Origin of the sequence: Streptomyces milbemycinicus (genome assembly GCF_002154605.1) — a bacterium.
GTDB classification, from domain to species: domain Bacteria; phylum Actinomycetota; class Actinomycetes; order Streptomycetales; family Streptomycetaceae; genus Streptomyces; species Streptomyces milbemycinicus.
Window position 1 is genome coordinate 1 of sequence record NZ_MUNE01000458.1, and the last position, 19,219, is coordinate 19,219.

Annotated in this window: 16 protein-coding genes, 1 tRNA gene and 3 pseudogenes; 7 read left to right on the forward strand and 13 right to left on the reverse strand. The window is 69.3% G+C overall.

From position 1 onward, the window contains the following. Window positions 1-16: 16 nt before the first annotated feature. From CCN51_RS33190 to CCN51_RS33210, 6 genes and pseudogenes are all read right to left on the reverse strand, one after another. Window positions 17-538 carry a copper chaperone PCu(A)C gene (locus tag CCN51_RS33190; protein ID WP_106436501.1) on the reverse strand — a complete coding sequence of 174 codons (522 nt, stop codon included), beginning with the start codon at window positions 536-538 and terminating at the stop codon, window positions 17-19. After that, on the reverse strand, window positions 538-2,964 hold the full coding sequence (locus CCN51_RS33195) for a heavy metal translocating P-type ATPase (RefSeq protein WP_055413826.1): 2,427 nt from the start codon (window positions 2,962-2,964) through the stop codon (window positions 538-540). Before CCN51_RS33195 ends, CCN51_RS33190 begins: the two co-directional genes overlap by 1 nt. Further along, the gene (locus CCN51_RS33200) at window positions 2,964-3,260 is read right to left on the reverse strand and encodes a hypothetical protein (RefSeq protein ID WP_014172758.1); all 297 of its coding nucleotides are present in this window, start codon (window positions 3,258-3,260) and stop codon (window positions 2,964-2,966) included. Before CCN51_RS33200 ends, CCN51_RS33195 begins: the two co-directional genes overlap by 1 nt. A gap of 400 nt (window positions 3,261-3,660) precedes the next feature. Continuing rightward, entirely contained in the window at window positions 3,661-5,619 is a 1,959-nt protein-coding gene (locus CCN51_RS33205; protein ID WP_014172759.1) for a glycoside hydrolase family 84 protein, read from the reverse strand. Between the two features lie 317 nt (window positions 5,620-5,936). Beyond that, a pseudogene (locus CCN51_RS58135) lies at window positions 5,937-6,017 on the reverse strand (oxidoreductase); the annotation flags it as partial. Window positions 6,018-6,100: 83 nt separating this feature from the next. Then, a pseudogene (locus CCN51_RS33210) lies at window positions 6,101-6,338 on the reverse strand (LLM class flavin-dependent oxidoreductase); the annotation flags it as partial. 128 nt (window positions 6,339-6,466) lie between these two features. Between CCN51_RS33210 and CCN51_RS53705 the strand changes: the two are divergent. Continuing rightward, window positions 6,467-6,619 carry a hypothetical protein gene (locus CCN51_RS53705; protein ID WP_014172763.1) on the forward strand — a complete coding sequence of 51 codons (153 nt, stop codon included), beginning with the start codon at window positions 6,467-6,469 and terminating at the stop codon, window positions 6,617-6,619. 56 nt (window positions 6,620-6,675) lie between these two features. Here the strand turns inward: CCN51_RS53705 and CCN51_RS33215 are convergent, their stop codons facing one another. Together CCN51_RS33215 and CCN51_RS56620 are read right to left on the reverse strand one after the other, a co-directional pair. Then, a complete protein-coding gene (locus CCN51_RS33215; protein WP_078610265.1) occupies window positions 6,676-6,906 on the reverse strand; it encodes a hypothetical protein in 231 nt (76 codons plus the stop codon). Between the two features lie 154 nt (window positions 6,907-7,060). Further along, window positions 7,061-7,207 carry a hypothetical protein gene (locus tag CCN51_RS56620; protein WP_193383688.1) on the reverse strand — a complete coding sequence of 49 codons (147 nt, stop codon included), beginning with the start codon at window positions 7,205-7,207 and terminating at the stop codon, window positions 7,061-7,063. Between the two features lie 1,015 nt (window positions 7,208-8,222). Between CCN51_RS56620 and CCN51_RS33225 the strand changes: the two genes are divergently transcribed. Next, window positions 8,223-8,501 (forward strand): hypothetical protein, encoded by a 279-nt coding sequence (locus CCN51_RS33225; RefSeq protein ID WP_014172766.1) that lies wholly within the window; start codon window positions 8,223-8,225, stop codon window positions 8,499-8,501. A gap of 196 nt (window positions 8,502-8,697) precedes the next feature. Beyond that, window positions 8,698-9,360, forward strand: coding sequence for a DUF6585 family protein (locus CCN51_RS33230; RefSeq protein ID WP_143675962.1), 663 nt, complete (start codon window positions 8,698-8,700; stop codon window positions 9,358-9,360). A 64-nt stretch (window positions 9,361-9,424) separates the two neighbouring features. On the opposite strand, the gene CCN51_RS33235 is transcribed toward CCN51_RS33230, so the two are convergent. Next, entirely contained in the window at window positions 9,425-10,354 is a 930-nt protein-coding gene (locus tag CCN51_RS33235; protein WP_238545240.1) for a LysR family transcriptional regulator, read from the reverse strand. Between the two features lie 73 nt (window positions 10,355-10,427). Between CCN51_RS33235 and CCN51_RS56065 the strand changes: the two genes are divergently transcribed. After that, a complete protein-coding gene (locus CCN51_RS56065; RefSeq protein ID WP_014172769.1) occupies window positions 10,428-10,601 on the forward strand; it encodes a hypothetical protein in 174 nt (57 codons plus the stop codon). Between the two features lie 148 nt (window positions 10,602-10,749). Here the strand turns inward: CCN51_RS56065 and CCN51_RS33240 are convergent. The 3 genes from CCN51_RS33240 to CCN51_RS60205 form a co-directional block, all read right to left on the reverse strand. Then, window positions 10,750-10,822 (reverse strand) — tRNA-Trp (locus tag CCN51_RS33240). A 130-nt stretch (window positions 10,823-10,952) separates the two neighbouring features. Next, window positions 10,953-11,942 carry a WD40 repeat domain-containing protein gene (locus CCN51_RS33245; protein ID WP_158104725.1) on the reverse strand — a complete coding sequence of 330 codons (990 nt, stop codon included), beginning with the start codon at window positions 11,940-11,942 and terminating at the stop codon, window positions 10,953-10,955. Window positions 11,943-12,461: 519 nt separating this feature from the next. Beyond that, on the reverse strand, window positions 12,462-13,223 hold the full coding sequence (locus CCN51_RS60205; RefSeq protein ID WP_425315049.1) for a methyltransferase: 762 nt from the start codon (window positions 13,221-13,223) through the stop codon (window positions 12,462-12,464). A gap of 578 nt (window positions 13,224-13,801) precedes the next feature. Between CCN51_RS60205 and CCN51_RS33255 the strand changes: the two genes are divergently transcribed. The 3 genes from CCN51_RS33255 (at window position 13,802) to CCN51_RS33265 (ending at window position 18,804) form a co-directional block, all read left to right on the forward strand. Continuing rightward, window positions 13,802-16,651 carry an alpha-glucuronidase family glycosyl hydrolase gene (locus tag CCN51_RS33255; RefSeq protein WP_014172772.1) on the forward strand — a complete coding sequence of 950 codons (2,850 nt, stop codon included), beginning with the start codon at window positions 13,802-13,804 and terminating at the stop codon, window positions 16,649-16,651. Window positions 16,652-16,898: 247 nt separating this feature from the next. Beyond that, a complete protein-coding gene (locus tag CCN51_RS33260) occupies window positions 16,899-17,981 on the forward strand; it encodes a Dyp-type peroxidase (RefSeq protein WP_014172773.1) in 1,083 nt (360 codons plus the stop codon). Beyond that, on the forward strand, window positions 17,962-18,804 hold the full coding sequence (locus tag CCN51_RS33265; protein WP_014172774.1) for a family 1 encapsulin nanocompartment shell protein: 843 nt from the start codon (window positions 17,962-17,964) through the stop codon (window positions 18,802-18,804). The genes CCN51_RS33260 and CCN51_RS33265 overlap by 20 nt, the downstream gene beginning before the upstream one ends. A gap of 62 nt (window positions 18,805-18,866) precedes the next feature. Here CCN51_RS33265 and CCN51_RS33270 read toward each other — a convergent pair. Then, window positions 18,867-19,219, reverse strand: a pseudogene (locus tag CCN51_RS33270) (TetR/AcrR family transcriptional regulator); the annotation flags it as partial.

Below are 19,219 nucleotides of genomic sequence, written 5' to 3' on the forward strand. Positions count from 1 at the left end.
CGCGCCAGCCCCCCGGTCACCGGCCGGGGCGTACCGCCAGGGCCCGGGTGGTGACCGGTGGGCTGGCGCGGAAGTGGAGCGTGAAGGTGAGCCGGTCGCCCGGAGCGATCCGGGGCGGCGGTTTGATCATCACGTCCACGGTGTTCGCGGTCATACGGAGCGTCCCGCCCGCCGGCACGGTGACGGCGGAAACCATTTCCATACCGTGCATGCCTTTGCCGGTCACGACCCGCCGGCTCAGCATGGCGCGCCCTCCGGCCGGCGCCGTGACGCCGATCAGCCGGTCGTCGCTGCCTCCGCTGTTGTCGATGGTGAAGAAGGCCGCCGTGGCCTCGGGGTTCTGCGGTACGAAGACGCGTCCGTCGCGAACGCTCAGCACAGCGGGGGTGCCCGCCCTGCCCGTAGTGGTCCACGCGACGAGCGTGCCGAGGGTCAGCAGGCAGGCCAGCAGCGGGACCGCCGCCGCGCGCAGCGGCCGCCAGGGGGTACGGTCCGTGCCGGGCGAGGGGACTCGTATGCCGTCAGCGGGTCGGGCCATCACGCTGTCGCCTCCCATGAGGTCGTCGTACGGGCCCGCCCGGAGCGGTGGCCGGGGACGTGGCCGGGGCGGTGCGGCCGGGAGGGGTGCCAGGTCCGCAGGCGCAGGCTGTTGCCCACGACCAACAGCGAACTGGCCGACATGGCCGCGGCAGCGACCATCGGATTGAGCCAGCCGACCGCGGCCAGCGGCAGGGTGACGAGGTTGTAGCCGAAGGCCCATACGAGGTTGGCGCGAATGGTGGCCAGGGTGTGCCGGGCCAGGCGCACGGCGTCGGGGATGGCCTGCATGTCCTCGCGGACGAGCGTGACGTCGGCGGCGCCGATGGCGGCGTCGGTCCCGCCGGCCATGGCGATACCCAGGTCGGCGGCGGCCAGCGCGGCGGCGTCGTTGACGCCGTCACCGACGACCGCCACCCGGCTGCCGTGGCCCTGGAGCGTGGCCACGAGCGCGGCCTTGTCCTCGGGCAGTGCTCCCGCGTGGACCTCGGTGATGCCCAACTGTCCGGCGATGGCCCGTACGGTCGCCTCCCGGTCCCCGGAGGCGAGTACGGTGCGCAGCCCCAGCCGGCGCAGGTGCTCGACTGCGCGGTAGGCGTCCAAGCGCAGGGTGTCGCCCACGGAGATGACCGCTCGTGGGGTATCCCCCACCCGGACCAGTACCGCGGTGTGGCCTGCGGTCTCGGCGGCGCGGACCGCCTCCCGCAGGTCACCGGGGAGCCCGCTCAGCTCTCCGGGCCGGGTCACGGCCACCTCGTCGCCGTCCACCAGGGCGCTCACCCCCAAGCCGGGGACGGCGGCGAAGCGGACCGGCTGGGGCAGCGGGTGCCCGTCCCCCTGGCCGCGGGCATGGGTGACGATGGCGCGGGCCAGCGGATGATCGGCCCCTTGCTCGACCACGGCCGTCAGGCGCAGCACCTCGGCCGCGGCATCGGCATCGGCATCTTTCTCGGTATCGGTATCTTTCTCGGCATCGGCGGGCACGGTGACGGCGATGACGCTCATCCGGCCGGTGGTGAGCGTTCCGGTCTTGTCCAGGACCACGGTGTCGATGTTTCTCAGCCGTTCCAGCGCCTGAACCCCGCTGACCAGGATGCCGAGCCGCGCGCCACGTCCCGTGGCGGCCAGCAGCGCGGTGGGGGTGGCCAGGCCCAGCGCGCAGGGGCAGGCGACGACCAGGACGGCGACCGCCGCGGTGATCGCGGCCTGCGGGTCGGCTCCGGCCCCGAGCCAGAAGCCGAGCACCGTCACGGAGACGGACATCACGGCGGGTACGAAGACGGCGGCGACGGAGTCGGCGAGCCGCTGGACGGCCGCCTTGCCGGTCTGCGCGTCCTCCACCAGCCGGGTGATCCTGGCGAGTTGGGTGTCAAACCCCACGGCGTCAGCCCGTACCTCCAGCAGGCCGCCGGAGTTCACCGCGCCGCCGATCACCGGCGAACCGGGCCCGACCTCGACCGGGTGGCTCTCCCCGGTGACCAGGGAGAGGTCCAGGGCCGAGCCGCCCTCGACGACGGTGCCGTCGGTGGCCACCCGTTCTCCCGGCCGGACCAGGAACACATCGCCGACCGCCAGGCCGGCCACCGGTACGCGGCGCTCCACGCCCCCGCGCCGCACGGCCACGTCCTTCGCGGCGAGTTCCGCCAGGGAACGCAGCGCCGCCCCCGTACCCCGGCGGGCCCTGGCCTCCAGCCGCCGCCCCACCAGGACGAACAACGGGACGCCGACGACCACTTCCAGGTACACGTGGGCCACTTCGCCGCTCGCGGAAGGCAGCAACGTCAGCGGCATGGTCATCCCCGGCACACCCGCGCCTCCCAGGAACAGCGCGTACGAGGACCAGACGAAGGAAGCCGCGACACCGAGGGAGACCAGGGTGTCCATCGTCGCCGTGGCGTGCCGCAGCCCGCGCAGCGCCCGCTGGTGGAAGGGCCACGCTCCCCAGACGGCGACCGGCGCGGCCAGTACGAAGCACAGCCACTGCCAGTTGCGGAACTGCCACGCGGGCACCATCGACAGCGCCAGCACCGGGACGGCCAGCAGCGTGGTGATCAGAAGCCGGTCGCGCTCGTGACGCTCATCTACCTCGCCACTCCCCTGCGGCCCGTCGCCCCGCTCCAGGCTCGGCCCCGACCGCGCGGTGTCCGGCAGCCCGCCGGGACCGGCCGGGGGTTCGGCGGGCCGCGCCTGGTATCCGGCGGCCTCGACCACCCCCACGAGGTCGGCGACGGACACCGAGGCGGGGTGGGAGACCTTGGCCCGGCCGGTGGCGAGGTTCACCGTGGCGCTCACCCCTTCGAGGCGGCCCAGCTTCCTCTCGACCCGGCCCACACACGCGGCACACGTCATGCCTGACACCACCAGGACGGTGGACACCGGGTCCCCCGGAAAGGAGGGGGAGACGGTGGACGACGGCTGACTCGCCATCACCGGCTCCCACTCTGCCCGGCGCCCGCGCCGGGAGCGCCCATGCCGTGCATGCCACCCATGTCACCGGAATCGGCGGGATCACCGGGATCGGCGGGCCCGCTGGTTCCCTGCCCGCCACCGCCCGCGGGCCGCATCCCGGGGGCCACCGGACCCACGAGCCCGCCCACCGCGTACGCCAGCGTGAACAGCAGGGCCAGCAGCGCGACGAAGCCCGCGACCGGCCACGCGGGCCGCAGCCGTTCGCCGATGGGGTGGGGTGAGGGCCGGGTCCGGTCGGCCGAGGGGGAAGTCATCGCCGCTCCACTGTGGGCAGAGTAGGAAAATCGCCGGGAATTCGCGTATGCCTGATCACCTCGGCGTACGAAGCGCCCGGGGCAGACCACGATATAGCCACCACTGCGTGCGAAATTCCGGCCCCTCACGGCGGAACTGCCGTGCGTTTCGAAACGACTTCCTCAGAAGACCCGAGGTCAGGACCGAGGTAACGGAGCGGGAAATGAGAGCTCCACACCTCATAGGTCGTTCGCGACAAGGCGATAGTTCCCGATATCCGGTCTGTATTCCCTCCGATGACAAACAGCTTTTACAAGCGATGACTTCGCACAGCATGGTGGACGCGACGCGCTGAGCCGGCACAGGTCTACCCTGACCTCCTGAACAGCCGTGATGCGTTCCCGCTCGAGCCCGCCACCGCTACGGGGCGTGCGCTCCCGCTCCCCCGAGTCCGGGCGCAGCCGCCAGGAAGGTGTCGAGCACTCCGTCGGCGACGCGGACCGGGCCCTCAGGGCGGGTCTCGCCCGGGATCGTGCGGATCCGTCCGGCCTGCCCGGCCAGCGACGACGCCTCGGCGAACCGCTGCTCGGCCTGCTGGGTGTTGCCGTCGAGGCGGGCACCCAAGGCGTCCAGGGTGCGTTCGAACGCGCGGCCCCACAGCGCCAGCGCGTCCAGCCACGGCGCGCAATCCGCCACGAAGCCGCGGTCGGCCACGCCCGCCCTGATGGTGGCCGACGCGGTGGCCAGCAGCGCCGCGGTGGGGCGCAGGGCCTCCAGCGCCGCCCGCTGCCGTCCGGCGTCCCAGTCGGTACGGAACCGGGCCAGCCGGGCGGCCAGTTCGGGCGCCTGGGACTGCCAGGGTTCGGCGCCGAAGGTGGGCGCGAGGTGCTGGGTGTCGAAGAAGGACAGCAGCGCGGGCGCGGTGGCCGCGTCCGGATTGTCCCCGGCCAGGTATGCGGCCGCGGCCCGCCAGGTGCGGTCCGGGTCGTACCCGGTGTCGTTCCAGGCGAAGTCCGCCCCGCCGAACAGGGCGACCTTGCTGGCGGCGGCCTGGTTCATCGGGTTGAGGACCAGACCGGAGAGCTGCTGGTGCAGACCGGGCTCACGGGCGTCGTACGGGGCGAGCAGCAGCCGGCCCTCGGCCTGGCCGTAGTCGTTGACCGGGTAGTTGTCCCAGACGAACACCTTGCGCCCCCAGACGGCGGCGGCCCGCGCGGCGTCGGCCACGGTGATCCGCGGCGGCACCACGTCGGTGCCGGTCCACATGACCTCGACCCGCGCATCCAGCCGCTCGCGCAGGGTCCGCTTGTACGCGGTGTCGGTGACATCGCCGTACTCGGTCGGCACCGTCTGGAGCGGCGAGGTGCCCTCACGGGCGTCCAGGAACTCCTTCTGCACCCGGTTCAGCAGATCGGCCTGCGCCTGGGCCGCGGTCCGCTGCGAGGGCTCGCCGTAGGCGGTGCGGTCGGCGGCGCAGTTCCACCGGGTGTAGCTGATGTCGTCCAGCGGCACCGAGAAGCTGCGCACCCCGAGGTCGTACATCGCCCCCAACTTGGCCTGAAGCGCCGTGAAGTCGGCGGGATCGCTGTAGCACAGGGAGGTACCGGGGGAGAGCGCGAAGGTGAACCGCACATGGTGGTCGGCGGCCTGCCGGACGAGCTCGCCGAGCTGGGCGAGCTTGTCAGCCGGGTACGGCTCACGCCACTTCTCCCGGTGGTACGGGTCGTCCTTGGGCGCGTAGACATACGTGTTCATCTTGACGTCCCCGTAGAACGCCAGCTGGTCCATACGCTCGGCGTGGGTCCACGGGCTTCCGTAGAACCCCTCGATCACCCCGCGCAGCGGCATCAGCGGATGATCCACGATCGACACCGAGGCGATCGTCCGGGCGCCGGTGACCAGCTGACGCAACGTCTGCGCCGCGTAGTACGTCCCGTCGGCGTCCGCGCCCGCGAGCGCCACCGCGGTACCACTCGCGGCCAGTGCGTACCCCTCCGCGGGCAGCTCCTCGGGCACCCGGCCCCCGGCGGCCCTCAGCGCCTCCGCGACCCGGGCGTCGGCAAGCCGCCCCACGGTCACCGTCAGCCCCGGCCCGGAGCCGCCCCGCAGGCGCTTTGCCCCCGCCCGGCGCAGTACGGAGGCAACGAGATCGCGCGTGGGCCGGTCCACTTCGTCGCCGTAGACCACTCGCACCTCGGCGGGCACCGTGACGTCCGGGCCCAGCCGGGCCATCGCCTGCGGACGCGGCACGACGGACGGCAACGGGCCGGCCCCGCCCGCCGGTGCGGCCCCGGCGGCGGTGGCCCCGGGGAGCAGCAGCAGCCCGAGGAGGGTGAGGAACGCGATCACGGCGGCCAGAGGGCGGGAGCTACGGCGCATGGATATCTCCTCCGTGGCGTGGCATGGCGTACGGCGGCGGTGCACGACGGTGACACGTGGAGCGGAGTGAGCGACGAGGCGGGCGCGGTGCCTGATGCGCGGCCTTCCTGAAACACATACCCACGGCCCGGGACCGGCGAATCCCCGCGAATCCCGGCGCGGCCTCGCGGCTGTCCTCGACTGACCGCGCGCGCACGACATGCCTGCATGGCCCCGATCGGTGCCGCAGACTCCGTCGGTACGGCACGCGGCCCTTGCGGGCCACGCACTGATGCGCATCAGTAAGGCCGGGGCCGAACGCGTACCATCAGCGTGTCTGCCGACTCGGTGAGACGGTCCGCGAGCAGACGGGTGGAGGACGGGGTGCTGAGCCCCGCGGACACGGCGACGAGCTTCATGCGACGGTCTCCCCCTCGGCGGACACAGCGGCGGCGACCCGCGCCGGGTGCGTCGGCGCGTCCGGCACATCGGCGGGGCGGCCGTTCGCGGACAGGACCAACTTCTCGGTACGGGCGGCTATGTATCCGAGCATCGTCGTCGGGGACGACGGTACGAACGGGGGGTTGTGGTGCTCACCTGTCGCGAAGACGTCCAGGCCCCACCTCCTCCGCCTTGAGGGCGATGGCGACCATCGCCTTGATCCGTTCGTGCTCCGACGGAGTGCGGTCATTGGCCGGATCGGTCGTCACGTCTCCGACCGAGAAGATGCCGAACTGCATGGGTAACTCATTCTTTCGGTAATGGTGTGAGGTGAGAATTGCCAGGCGAGTGTCGTCCGGAACCGCGGTGCCCGCCGTCGGCGACGCCATGTGTCGGCGACCACGTCGGGACGCGTGATCAGCGACAGGTGACCGATGACGTCCTGGACGTCTGGAAGGGGCTGGCGCGGAACGTCCGTGGTGTGCCCATCCCCCAGTGCGGACACCTCTGCCAGGAGGAACGTCCCGACGCCGTCAGCACGGAACTCCGCTTCCTCTTCCTCGCCGACCGGGACGGATGAGCGGAACGCCCCGCTCGAACACGAGCGGGCCCAGGGACGGTCCGACCGCCAACGGGCTACCGTGGCTCCATGCCGAGATCCGCATCAACGTCATACCCGGATTCCGCCCGCCCGGCTGTGGGATGTGCGATGTCGGCCGCCAGGTCGAATGCTGCCTCTCCGACTGCGTCCTCCAGGGCGTCCTCCGCACGTTCGGCTTGAGCATGGCGATGATGCTCGGCCATTCGCTCCATGATGTGCCGGATATGGGGGTGCCCGTTGTCTGAATTCGACTCATTCGCGTTCACGCGGCAATCCTCCGTACAGGGCAACAGCAGGTATCAGCGATGCGGCACCAAACTATGCGGGTGTCCCCGTCGCGGGTTTGCCAGCGGCGCACGGATTCTTGTCCGTCGGTGTACGGGACGGCCGTACAGTCCGGGCGGCGCGCCGGGCCGGATGTCAGTACGCCTCGGAGTCCGGTTGCGGCGCCAGCCGCCGCCCGCCGCGCTCCGCCGACCACGGATACGGCAGCTCGGCGCCCTCGCGCTCGGCACGGGCCCGCAGACACCGGCTCACCGCCCGCGCCGTCCTGGCTCCGAACCGCACCCGGAGGAACGCCTTGCCCTGCAGGAGGCCAGCACCTCATCAGCCACTTGAAGAACTGCTGAAGCCCCTTGTGCCTGTTCAGCGCGGTCGACGCCGACCGCGTCTCGATCATCCACCCATCCGGGCAGAATGAAACAAACACGCCATGCTTCAGCCACCGGCTCTCCGTATGTCCGCGAGCATCTGGGAACATCGGTCGAGCAGGGCGTCGGCGGCGCCGCGCCTCGACATCCCAGGGCTTCGGCCCGCGAAAACCATGATCCTGCCAACCCGGTGTCGCGACATGTGGGATCGACCGACACGAGCCCGAGGAGTGGACGTGAGGGATGAAGGTGTAGCGAGGTGTCGGTGCGGACACCTGTGGACGATCCACGTGGAGGGCCGCTGCCACAGCGAGGACAGCCCCTGCGACTGCCGGGGTTTCTATCCGGACTACTGGCGTCCCAACACCACCAGCATCTGCCGCGGATGCGGCCACGGCAGATCACAGCACTCCGGGACGGACTGCAAGGCCCGTGTCGGCCAGGACACCGTGACCGAACGACACTTCGGCTTTGAAGGCGATACATGGACCACGGAGAGCCGAATAGAGATTCGCTGCTCCTGCCAGAGATTCTGGTGAGCCCGACGCGCCCGGCCGGCGCCGTCCCGGAGACTCCACGAGCCTTCGGCACAAGGTTTCCTGGCACAGCGTCGGCTGCGAAGGCGGCGTGATTCAGGCCTGCTCCAGCCCCTCGGCGAACCCTTCCCATCCGGTTCTCTCTGTGTCCGCAAGCGAGCTCACTCACCTCAATATGTCATCTGAACTGAGGGCGGTGGACAGGACTTTGCCGCCTGCCGCCTCTACGCTGGCTGCCACGCGAGGTCTTCACGAATCGGGGGTTCTGATGACGTCATGGGTGATGCCCAGGCGGGCGCGCGGGGAATTCCAGACGTGGCGGCCACTCGATGGTGTTCCCGTCATCTGGCCTCACGTGACGTACGAAGACTGGTCGCTGCGGGGCCAGAAGTGAGGATGTACGACGTCGTCAGTGTGGCCGGGATCGCCGTCCTGGTGGTGGGCGTGCTGGCCATTGCGGCCATTGTGCGCAGCGGCTCGTTCATTCCGAACGTCAGGTGGCGGACGTGCGCCGAGTGTGGGCACAGGCCGTCCGAGCACAGCATCAACAAATCGCGGTGCTTGGCGGTGGTCGGAGGAAGCGGCGACCGGTACGACAGTGGCGGCGACTGGATCGGTTGGTGGAACGAAACGTACTGCGATTGCTCCGGCTACCGTGAACAGAAAACTCAGTGACACAACCCACCGGGATCGATTCGAGGTTGGACACAGAGAGCGGAGGCCGACAGCCGTGCCTCGGCCGGCGGCGAGCACATGCCCCTCGTACCAATAGCGCAGCTTGTGCCTCGTGTCCGGTGTACGGTGCGGGCTGATACTGGTCTGCCCAAACGGGGAGCGGAGCCGCGTCGAGCGGCTTCAGGTGGGAGTCGATGTGCAGCGCAGTGACGGCATACCAGTGCCCGCCTCCTTCTCGGGGATCGCGTCGAACCGCGCCATGGGCGGGCTTGTGCACGCCATGAGCGGCGGTTCCCGACTCCAGGCTTGGCGGAACAAACAGCTGGTGATCACCGTGTACGAGCACGGCATCGTCGTCGGCCTCGCCGACGACCCGAACCCATTCCACTTCCGCTACGACGAGGTGACGAGCTTTGTCCAGGACCTGGTCAAGCGATACGTCAACCAAAGCTACCGCGGCACAACCACCACCTGTTTGGTCAGCCTCAACGATGGCCGCAGTCACCGATTGCAGGGCCAGTCCACCCGGACGGAGCGCAATGTCGTCGAAGATTTCCGCAATCTCGTCGACCCGAAGATCGCCGCAGCCCAACTCCCCGGAATGCTCGCGGCTATGCGCCAAGGCCGGGCTGTGGCCTTCGGCGCCTATGTCTTGGAGCCGAGCGCGCTCACCACAGGGACCGGCCGCAAGCACAAACGGCTGCCCTGGCCCCAGGTCGAACAAGTGACCTTGGAGCGCGGCCTCGTCAAGGTGACCGAGCGGGGGCGACGCGGCGCCTGGGCCACCGCAAGCACCTCCGCCGTCCCGAACCTCACCACCTTCCTGAACCTGGTGCGCGAAGCGCAGGCAGGTGTGTAAACACCGCCGCCCATGTCACGCCATCGCCGACGCCGGCGACTGGGCAGTTGAGCCGTCAGGCGGGTCAGGGCCAGTCGTCCATGGTCCGGTGGTCGCGCACCACCTCTTCCAGGGTACGTATCCCAAGGTCGACAAGCGGGTGCCGCCGACTGCCCCGGCGCACACAGGTGAGAATCCGCCGCGTCGGCATGTTCTCGCTCGACACCGGCATCCGCACCACCGCCTGGCCCGCCGGGCCCTCGGCCAGCCGCGGGACCAGCGAGACGCCCAGCCCGTTCCCGACCAGCGACCAGACCGCCGCCCACTGGGTGGCGGCGTGCACGATCCGCGGCGAGAACCCGGCCGCCGCACACAGCATCCGCACCCGCTGGGCGTGGTCGCAGGTGCCCGGGTCGGCGACAATCCAGTCCTCGGCCGCCGCGTCCTCCAACCGCACCGATACCGCCTGCGCAAGCGGGTGATCGGCGGGCACCAGCATGATGTACGGCTCCTCCAGCAGGGGGCTCTGCTCGAACCGCGCGTCATCCAGCGGCGGCCCGCCCTCGGTGGGCTCCACGACCGCGACCTCCACCTTGCCCGCCACCAGCAGGTCCATGCTCGCCACGGTGTCACACTCGCGCACCTGCACCAGGAGGTCGGGATGGCTGTGCCGCAGCCGCCCGGCCGCGGGGGCGATCAGGCCGCTGATCGCGGTGTTGAAACCCGCGATGCGCAGTGGTCCGGCCATGCCCACCCGATAGGACTCCAGCTCCGCCTGCGCCTCCTCCCACCGGGCCAGCAGCGCGTCGGCGTGGTCGATGAGCAGGTGCCCTGCCGGGGTCAGCCGGACGCCGCGGCCCTGCGGCTCCATGAGCGGGACCTTGAGCTGCCGCGCGAGCTCGCGCATGTGGTGGGAGACCGCTGACGGGGTGAGGTGCAGGGCCTCTGCGGCCGCGGTGACCGTGCCCTGCTGGTGCACGACGCGGAGCATGTGAAGCCGACGTAGGTCAATCATGAAATTATCTTGCACATACGACCAGCAAAACATGCAATAGACCGCAACGGTTGTCCGGGGCCATCCTGCTGCCATGAACACCAACACGAACACCATCGTTTCCCGGCACACCACCAGCAAGGGTGTCGTGGTCTGGAGCCGCTGCGCCTGCGGACGGCTTCAGATGGCCCTGATTCCATACGGCACCGACGGCAAGGGACTCGCCGCGGGCGGACACCACATCCAGTGCCCCCACCGCGGCCGTTAGCGCTGCTCGGCGTCAGAAGGAAGGGCGTAGCGCTGGCGTCCGCAGCATCTCGGCAACCGCGAGTTCCCCTCCGTTGGCCGGCCGGATCCGGCCTGGGCCCTCGGTCACCGCCGTCACCGCAAGGGCGGTGACGGCGGTGACGGCCACGCAGGGGAGACAGGATTCGAACCTGCGGCATCCGGTTTTGGAGACCGGCGCTCTGGCCTCTGAGCTACACCCCTCGGCGGACGCCAGCTTGGCACAGGCTCACCCGGTGGTCCACGGATTTTCTCCCGCCCTGCCGTGGCCTCCGAGCGTCAGTTGCCAGGTTCCGTCCGGGCGATTGTGGTGTGCCGGATGTGGCTCCGCCGGTCAGCGGCGGCTGAACGCGGCGGCTTCGTTGCCGAATCCGACGATGAGCCAGCCGTTGGAGGCAACCGTCACGGTGTGGACGGGCATCGGAAACAGTAGCTCTCGCCCTGCCTGTCGGAAGGTGGTCACATCCCGAACGCGCACCGTCCCCCGCAGCTCCGGGTGGCGCCTTCCCCTCTGTCCGCCGGTGACCGCGTGAGGCCGGCCGTCGATCAGCGCCGTTGCCACCGCCTGGACCTTGTCGGTGTCGCCCTCCAGGTCGGCGACCTGCCGCCCCGTAGTCAGGTCCCACAGGGACAAACGGTCATCGTCGCCAGGATCCACGACGTCGAGGTAGCTGGTGGTGATGGCGTGCGGCTGCCCGTCGATCGCCGTGGTCGCCACCGTCATCACATTGGTCCGGTCGCCGGTGTTCAGTTCGCGTGCCGTTTCCCCCGTGCCCAGGTCCCAGACCATCACTCCCCCGCCGAAGGCACCGGTGACCAGGTGCGGATGCCCGTCGATCGTTGTGGTCGCCATCGCCGGCACACCGGCTTCGTGGTCGATGAGGGGGTCGCCCACCGGTTCTCCCGTGGTCAGGTCCCACATCCATGTGGTCTCGTCCTCGCTGACGGTCACCACGTGCGGGCGTCCGTCGATCAAGGCTGTGGCCACACAGTTCACCTCGTCATCGTGGCCGAGGAGAGGCTCGCCCACGGGTTTGCCCGTGGTCAGATTCCAGACCCGTACCGCCCCGTCCATGTCCCCGGTCACCGCGTACGGACATCCGTCGACCACCGTGGTCGCCACCGCCGGCACCCTGGTTTCATGGCCGGTGAGAGGCTCGCCCACCGGTTCGCCCGTGGCCAGATCCCAGATCCGCACCAACTCATCGGGGCCGCCGACGACCGCGTGCAAACGCCCGTCGATCGCCACGGTCGCCACCGTGAACGCCACGTCCTCGGGGCGCGTCGGGTGGCCGAGGCGGGAGGGGCCAGTGGCCCATTCCACTCTCCACTCTGCGTCGGGCTCTCCCTCCACCGGGCTCGAGATGAGGCGGTCGGAAAGCTCAGCCGCTCCGTGACGTGCCGCGTCCAGGGCGAGCAGTTGTCGGCGGATCACGGGATCGGTGTCACGGTGGAGGTGAGCCGAGGCCTGATATATCGCTGCGGCCTGCCGGGCCTGCGGGCTCGAGGCGCTGCCGAGCATCCTACTCACCTGGTCCGGGTGGGCATTGACGAGAAAATCCGGATCGGTCAACTCTGCACCATGCAGGTTGGGTTCGTTCTCCGGAGCGACGCCGTGGGGTGCGTGGTGAGTCATGTCCGGCACAGTATCCGGCCTGGCTGTCGCCAAAAGATGTGCCGAGCGTGGAGGTGTCGTGTGCCGTGCTCGAGGCGCTGGACAACAACCGACAGGTGGTCTACGTGGTGGCGGGCCGACTGCTGGAGAACGGCTTCAGTTTCTCACAGGCCAATGCGGATACAACGGCCATCTACCGGTGGAACCGCGCGCTCCTGCTCGACGAACTCAGCGAGCGTTTCGCCCACTCGGACGGGTCACTGACCGTTCGGTGGAACGCGCCGGCGGGAGGGTTCTTCGTGGTGCTGTCCGTGCCCTTCGCTGCCGACGACAAGTTGCTTGTCCACTCGGCTCGCACACACCGGGTGTTGTGGACTCCGATGCGGCACTTCTACGGCGCCACTGGCGGAGGTGAACACCAACTGCCGCTGTCGTACAGCGCACGGACCAACGCAGCGTTGCCTCGATCACAGCGAGCCATGCCCCAGGGTTCGCGGCCTGCGCGATCGAACCAAGTATCTGGCCGCATGATGCGTCAGCCCAGTCATGCAGGACGTACGACAGCACATAGACGTCCGCGGTCGGCACCTCGCCGAAGAAATCGCCCCCGACAACCTCGGCCCGGCCCGCAATGCCGTGTGTTCTCAGCACCTCGTGTGCATCCGACACGGCATGCGGAAGGTCGAAGACGTTCCCACGACGGTCCGCGTCGCGGCCGAGCAGCTCGGCCATGACCGTGCCGTCGGAGCCGCCGATGTCGGCCACGACCTTTCCCTCAGGCAGAGCGTAACCGTCGAATATGCCGACCCGCCGACTACCCGTCACATTGACCACGGCGCCGCTCAGCAGCGAGAAGCGCTCCGGGTCTTCGCCCAGCCACTCGAAGAAGGGCTTCCCGCCACGACACACAACGCCTGGGAAACCTGGAACCCACCCAGCATCTGGCCCATCAGCGTCGCTGGGGAGGCACCGCTCATGAGCCCTCTGCACAGCGCGACCGCCGCGGGGCTCCGAAACACGTCCAGCCTGGACGGCCGCTTCAGCCGGAAGTACCCAGATACGCCCCCGTGCCCAAAGACTGGGAAGCTTGGCGCGGCGGTCGCTTGAACCACAGCGTCATCCGTACAGAACATACGCGCGACAACCGGGACGGCGACGGCCGCACCACGGCGTACCGGCGCCTCATGAGGGACTTCGGCCGCAGCAGCCGATTGCCGGTGATGACGACCGGGTCAGATCTGTTGGATTTTGATCGTTGGTATATGCGACTGACGTTCACCTATGTAGAGCCGCCTACGTCATACCGCGCCGAAATCGCGCATAGCCACGGCGTGATCAATGCACTTATGAACCAGGCTGGTCGCGGACCCTAATCACCGTGTTCTCTTGTGGTCTGTTGTGTTGACACCTGTCGTGACGCGTGTGACGGTTGCGGGGCTTGGTCCTGACCTGGATGTGCACTAGTTCGTTCATTAACGGAAGTGAGTGTCATGAGCTCAGGAATACGGCGCCGCAGCATTCTGTCCGCAGCCGCTCTCGGAGGAGCAGCAGGTTCACTCGGTCTCTCCGTGCCGGCGTTGGCACAGCCAGTCCTCGGCACCGAACCGTCGGCGGCCACACTGCCCGCCGAGGACGGGTACGACCTGTGGCTGCGCTATGGACAGGTGGAGGATTCCGGTCAACTCAAGCGATACCGGGCCGCCTTGCAGTCCCTGGTCTGGCAAGGAGGCGGCGCGCTCCAACAGTCGGCGGTGGACGAGTTGGTCCGCGGGCTCACCGGACTGCTCGGTACACGGGTGAGGCCACGCACCAGCGCCGCCTCAGGCGCGGCACTTGTGGTGGGCACCCCGACAAGTTCCGCCCTGATCCGAGAGCTCGTCCCCGCGGCCGACCTGGCCGAGCTGGGCGACGAGGGGTATGTCGTCCGCCGGGTCACCCGGCGCGGCAGGGACTTCACCGTGGTGGCGGCCCACGCCGACCGCGGTGTGCTCTACGGTGCGTTCCATCTGCTGCGCCTCGTACAGACCCGACGGCCGCTGGAGCACGTCGACCTCACGGAGCGCCCGGCCGCCCCGCTGCGCATGGCCAACCACTGGGACAACAAGGATGGTTCGATCGAGCGCGGCTATGCCGGCCGGTCCTTCTTCGACTGGGAGAAGCTGCCACAGCTCGACAACCGGTATACGGACTATGCGCGTGTCATGGCCTCGCTCGGCATCAACGGCGCGGTGATCAATAATGTCAACACGCCCGCGGACTACCTCGCCGAGCCGTTCCTGACCAAGCTGGCCGCGCTCGCCGGTGTACTGCGCCGCTACGGAGTGGCGCTGTACGTCACGGCGAACTTCGCCGCCCCCATCGACCTGGGCGGGCTGGACACCGCAGACCCCTTCGACCCGGCGGTGCGCGGCTGGTGGACGAGGAAGGCCGAGGAGATCTACGGAAAGATCGAGGACTTCGGCGGCTTCCTGGTGAAGGCCAACTCCGAAGGCCGCCCAGGACCGTTGGACTACGGGCGCACCCACGCCGACGGGGCCAACCTGCTGGCGGGCGCGCTGAGACCGCATGGCGGGATCGTGATGTGGCGTGCGTTCGTGCACGACAGCGACGAGAAGTGGGACCGGCAGGCCTACCTCGACTTCACACCGCTGGACGGGAAGTTCGCGGACAACGCCGTTGTGCAGATCAAGAACGGGCCGATCGACTTCCAGGTCCGCGAGCCCGCCCACCCTCTCTTCGGCTCGCTGCCGGGTACCAACTCGATGATCGAGCTCCAGGTGACGCAGGAGTACACAGGGCACGCCACCCATCTGTGCTATCTGGTTCCGCAATGGAAGGAAGTCCTGGACTTCGACACACTCAAGGCCGGCGAGGGCAGCACCGTGGCCCGTGTCGTAACCGGCCGGGTGCACTCCTACTCGCACTTCGGATTCGCCGGCGTGATGAACTTCGGCGACGCCAGGAACTGGACCGGCTCACACCTGGCCGCGGCCAACACCCACGGCTACGGACGGCTCTCCTGGAACCCGGACCTGACCGCGGAGGACCTGGCCACCGAGTGGACCCGGATGACCTTTGGCAACGACCTCCACGTCGTCGAGACGGTCTCCGCCCTGCTCCGGGACTCCTGGCGCACCTACGAGGACTACACCTCGCCGCTGGGCACCGGATACCTCACGCACCCGCCGGACGGCTCGGTGACCGGGCACCTCGACCCCAGCCCGACGACGACCACCCAATTCCACAAGTCCAACCGCGAAGGCATCGGCTACGACCGCACCGCCGCCACCGGCGACGGCTACACCAAGCTGTACGCGCCGGCGATACGGGACGCCTACGAGTCGCTGGAGAACTGCCCCGAGGAACTGCTTCTCTTCCTGCACCATGTCCCGTACACCCACCGGCTGGACAACGGCAAGACCGTGATCCAGCACATCTACGACACGCACTTCTCCGGCGCGGCGCAAGTGGCGGACATGCGCACCCGCTGGGAGGGCCTGCGCCGCCGCGTCGACCACCGGCGGTTCACCGATGTGCGCCGCCAGTTCGGGGAGCAGATCGCCAGGGCCGGCCAGTGGCGGGACACCCTGGTCGCCTACTGGTTCGAGCTGAGCCGGATACTCGACGAGCGCCGCAGCTGGCTCCAGGCCATCGTCGCCCCGGCCGATACGGCACTGCTGGGCGGGGAGCGCAACGAACTGCCGGTGCAGGTGGTCAACGCGACAAGCTCCGGGCTGCGCACGGTGACCACGCTGGATCTACCCGAGGGCTGGCAGTCCGAGGAGGCGACCAGCTACGTGGCCTCGCGGGAAGGCGAGACGGTGAGGATACCCGTCGTGCCGCCGCCGACCCCCGCGCTCGCCACACTGCACGCACGCCCGAGATCGGGCACGGTACAGGCCCTCGACTCCTCGCTGCGCAGCCTGGCCAAGGCCGTCGTCGTCCCGCCCGCCGCGCGATGCGTACACGCGCTGGACGCCGGGCCCGACTCGGCGCCGGTACTCAAGGGCTACACCCGTCTCTCGCCGACCAGCCGCTGGCAGGAGGGCGCCGCATTCGGCTGGGTCGGCAACACGCCCGCCGCCACGGACACCGGACTGTTCGATGTCGTCCGCCGGGACTACGTACGCAGCGGCGCCCCGACCGTACTGCGGCTGAGGCTGCCCGCCGGACGCTGCACCGCGCATCTGCTCACCGGCGACCCCAACACCTTCAACAGGCCGCTCATCGTCCGTGTGGACGGGACCGAGACAGCCCGGAGCAAGCAACTCGACGGCCGGGAGTTCACCTGGCTCCGGATCCCACTGGACGGCGGCTCGTCCGGACGCGAAGTGGACGTGGAGCTGTCCACGGGGGAGGACCATACCTGGCATCTCAGCGCCTGCGTGGTACTGGCCGACGACCAGGAGCGGGCCTAGCCTCGATCGTTGAAACCGATGCCTGGTCTTTGCAAGCGCGCAGGTCGCCGGGGCGCGGTGGCGGGTGCCGAGGTACCGCCCTACGGTGGACAAGGGAAGCGCCGCTTCGCAGGCACTGCCTTTCCCCCAGCCCCCGTACGGGCAAATGGGCCGGTGCCGGGCCTCCCTCTGCGGCAGACCCGCCGTGGCTCCGCTCAGCCACCACCGCCCTTTCCCGATCCGCGACTGCAAGGAAGGGATGTGGCCCATGGGCGCACGCTCCCGCGAGCCGGTTCCCCAGCCGGTGCTGTCCCCGTTGACGGCTGCGGCGATCTTCCTGGTCGCGACCATCGACCAGGGCGGCGAACCGGTGACCCGGGAACTGTTGTCGAATCTCAACGGACTGCAGCGGGCCGTCGGATTCCGCGCCACGCCGGACGGACGGCTGAGCGTTGTCGTAGGCATCGGCTCACAGGCGTGGGACCGCCTGTTCGCCGGGGCACGCCCGGCGGAGCTGCATACCTTCCGTGAGCTGACCGGACCGCGGCACCGTGCGGTGTCGACGCCCGGTGACCTGCTGTTCCACATCCGGGCCACCCGCCTGGACCTCTGCTTCGCGCTGGCCGCCGAAATCATGGAGCGGCTTCGCGGTGTCGTCACGGTGCGCGACGAGGTCCATGGTTTCAAATACTTCGACGTACGTGACCTGCTCGGCTTCGTCGACGGCACGGAGAACCCGACGGGCACCGCGGCGAGCGCCGCCGTGCTGATCGGCGACGAGGACCCGCAGTTCGCCTCCGGCAGCTATGTGGTCGTGCAGAGGTACGTACACGACCTGCAGGCATGGAAGGCCCTTCCCGTCGAGGCGCAGGAGATGGTGATCGGGCGCCGGAAGCTGTCGGACATCGAACTGGACGACACCGTCAAACCAGCCGACTCACACGTGGCCCTCACCACGATTGAAGACCCTGACGGGACCAAGCACGAGATCCTGCGCGACAACATGCCCTTCGGGACCGTCGGGCAGGGCGAGTTCGGCACGTACTTCATCGGATACGCCCGCACTCCGACCGTGACCGAGCGGATGCTGAGGCGCATGTTCCTGGGCGCTCCGCCGGCGTCCCACGACCGGATCCTGGACTTCTCCACGCCGGTCACCGGGTCGCTGTTCTACGTGCCCAGCAGCGACTTCCTGGACGATCTTCCCGAACCGCCGGGCCGGAGCGAGACGGCTGACGCCGATACGGCGGCGGCTACGGCCCGATTTCCGGCCGTGAACGGCTCCCTGGGAGTCGGCGGTCTGCGAAAGCAACAGAAGGCGAGCACCGCCGATGGACAATCTGCACCGTGAACTGGCGCCCATCTCGGCCGTCGCGTGGGCCGACATGGAGCAGGAGGCACGACGCACCTTTGAACGCCACGTGGCCGGCCGCCGGATCGTCGACGTTCCCGAGCCGTGCGGCACCGAACTGTCCGGCGTGGGCACCGGCCACCTCGAGGCCGCCGAGGCTCCGGCCGACGGTATCACGGCCCATAGACGCGCCTTCCAGCCCCTGGTGGAGCTGCGGGTGCCGTTCACCGTGGATCGGCAGCAGGTGGACGATGTCGAACGCGGAGCCAAGGACACGGACTGGCAGCCGGTGCAGGACGCGGCGCGAGACATCGCGTTCGCCGAGGACCGGACTGTGTTCGAGGGCTACGCCGCCGCCGGAATCGCGGGCCTGCGCTCAAGCTCGTCGAACCAGGCGCTGACCATGCCCGCCGAGGTACGCGACTACCCGACCGTCGTCAGCAAGGCCGTGAGCGCGCTGCGGCTGGCGGGTGTCGGCGGTCCGTACGCCATGGCGCTGAGCGTCGAGGCGTACACCGCCGTCAGCGGTACGTCCGACTACGGCTATCCGGTCATCAAGCACATGGCCCGCGTCCTGGGCGGCGACATCGTCTGGGCGCCCGCGATCGACGGGGCCTTCCTGCTGTCCGCCCGGGGCGGCGACTTCGAGCTGCGCATCGGCCAGGACGTGTCCATCGGCTACCTGTCGCACGACGAGCGCAGCATCCGTCTGTACTTCCAGGAGACGCTGACCTTCCTCGTGTACACGAGCGAAGCCGTCGTGCCCGTGGAGGTGGCAGCACCAAGGCCCATCGAACCGCCGGAGGTACAGACACGGAGGTAGGAGCCCCTCAATCTGGCACTGGATCTTCTTCGTCAGTGTGCCGATCGGCGCCGTGGCCCTCTTCACCCGCCGACGGCCAAGAAGCCGTCCGGTCGAGTCACCAGGCGCACCAGGTCCGCCCAGGTGGCCTGGAGGTCGTCGGCGGGGACTCCGCGATCGCGAACCAGATAATCCGCGGTCTCGAACGTCGTAAAGGCGAGCAGGACATGGGCGAGCACATCGGAGTCGGTGTCGACTCCCGCTTCCCACAGGAGGTCCGAGACATGGCGGTGAAACGCGCGGCCCGTCTCGGAGGCGTTGCGGTTCCGGGGCCGGAGTTGCCGCGCCAAGGCGGCGCCCAGGTCCGTGACATCGGCGATGCGGTCGATCAGGGTCCAGCCGAACGCCGTCAGACGGTCCGCCGCCGGCGCGCCGG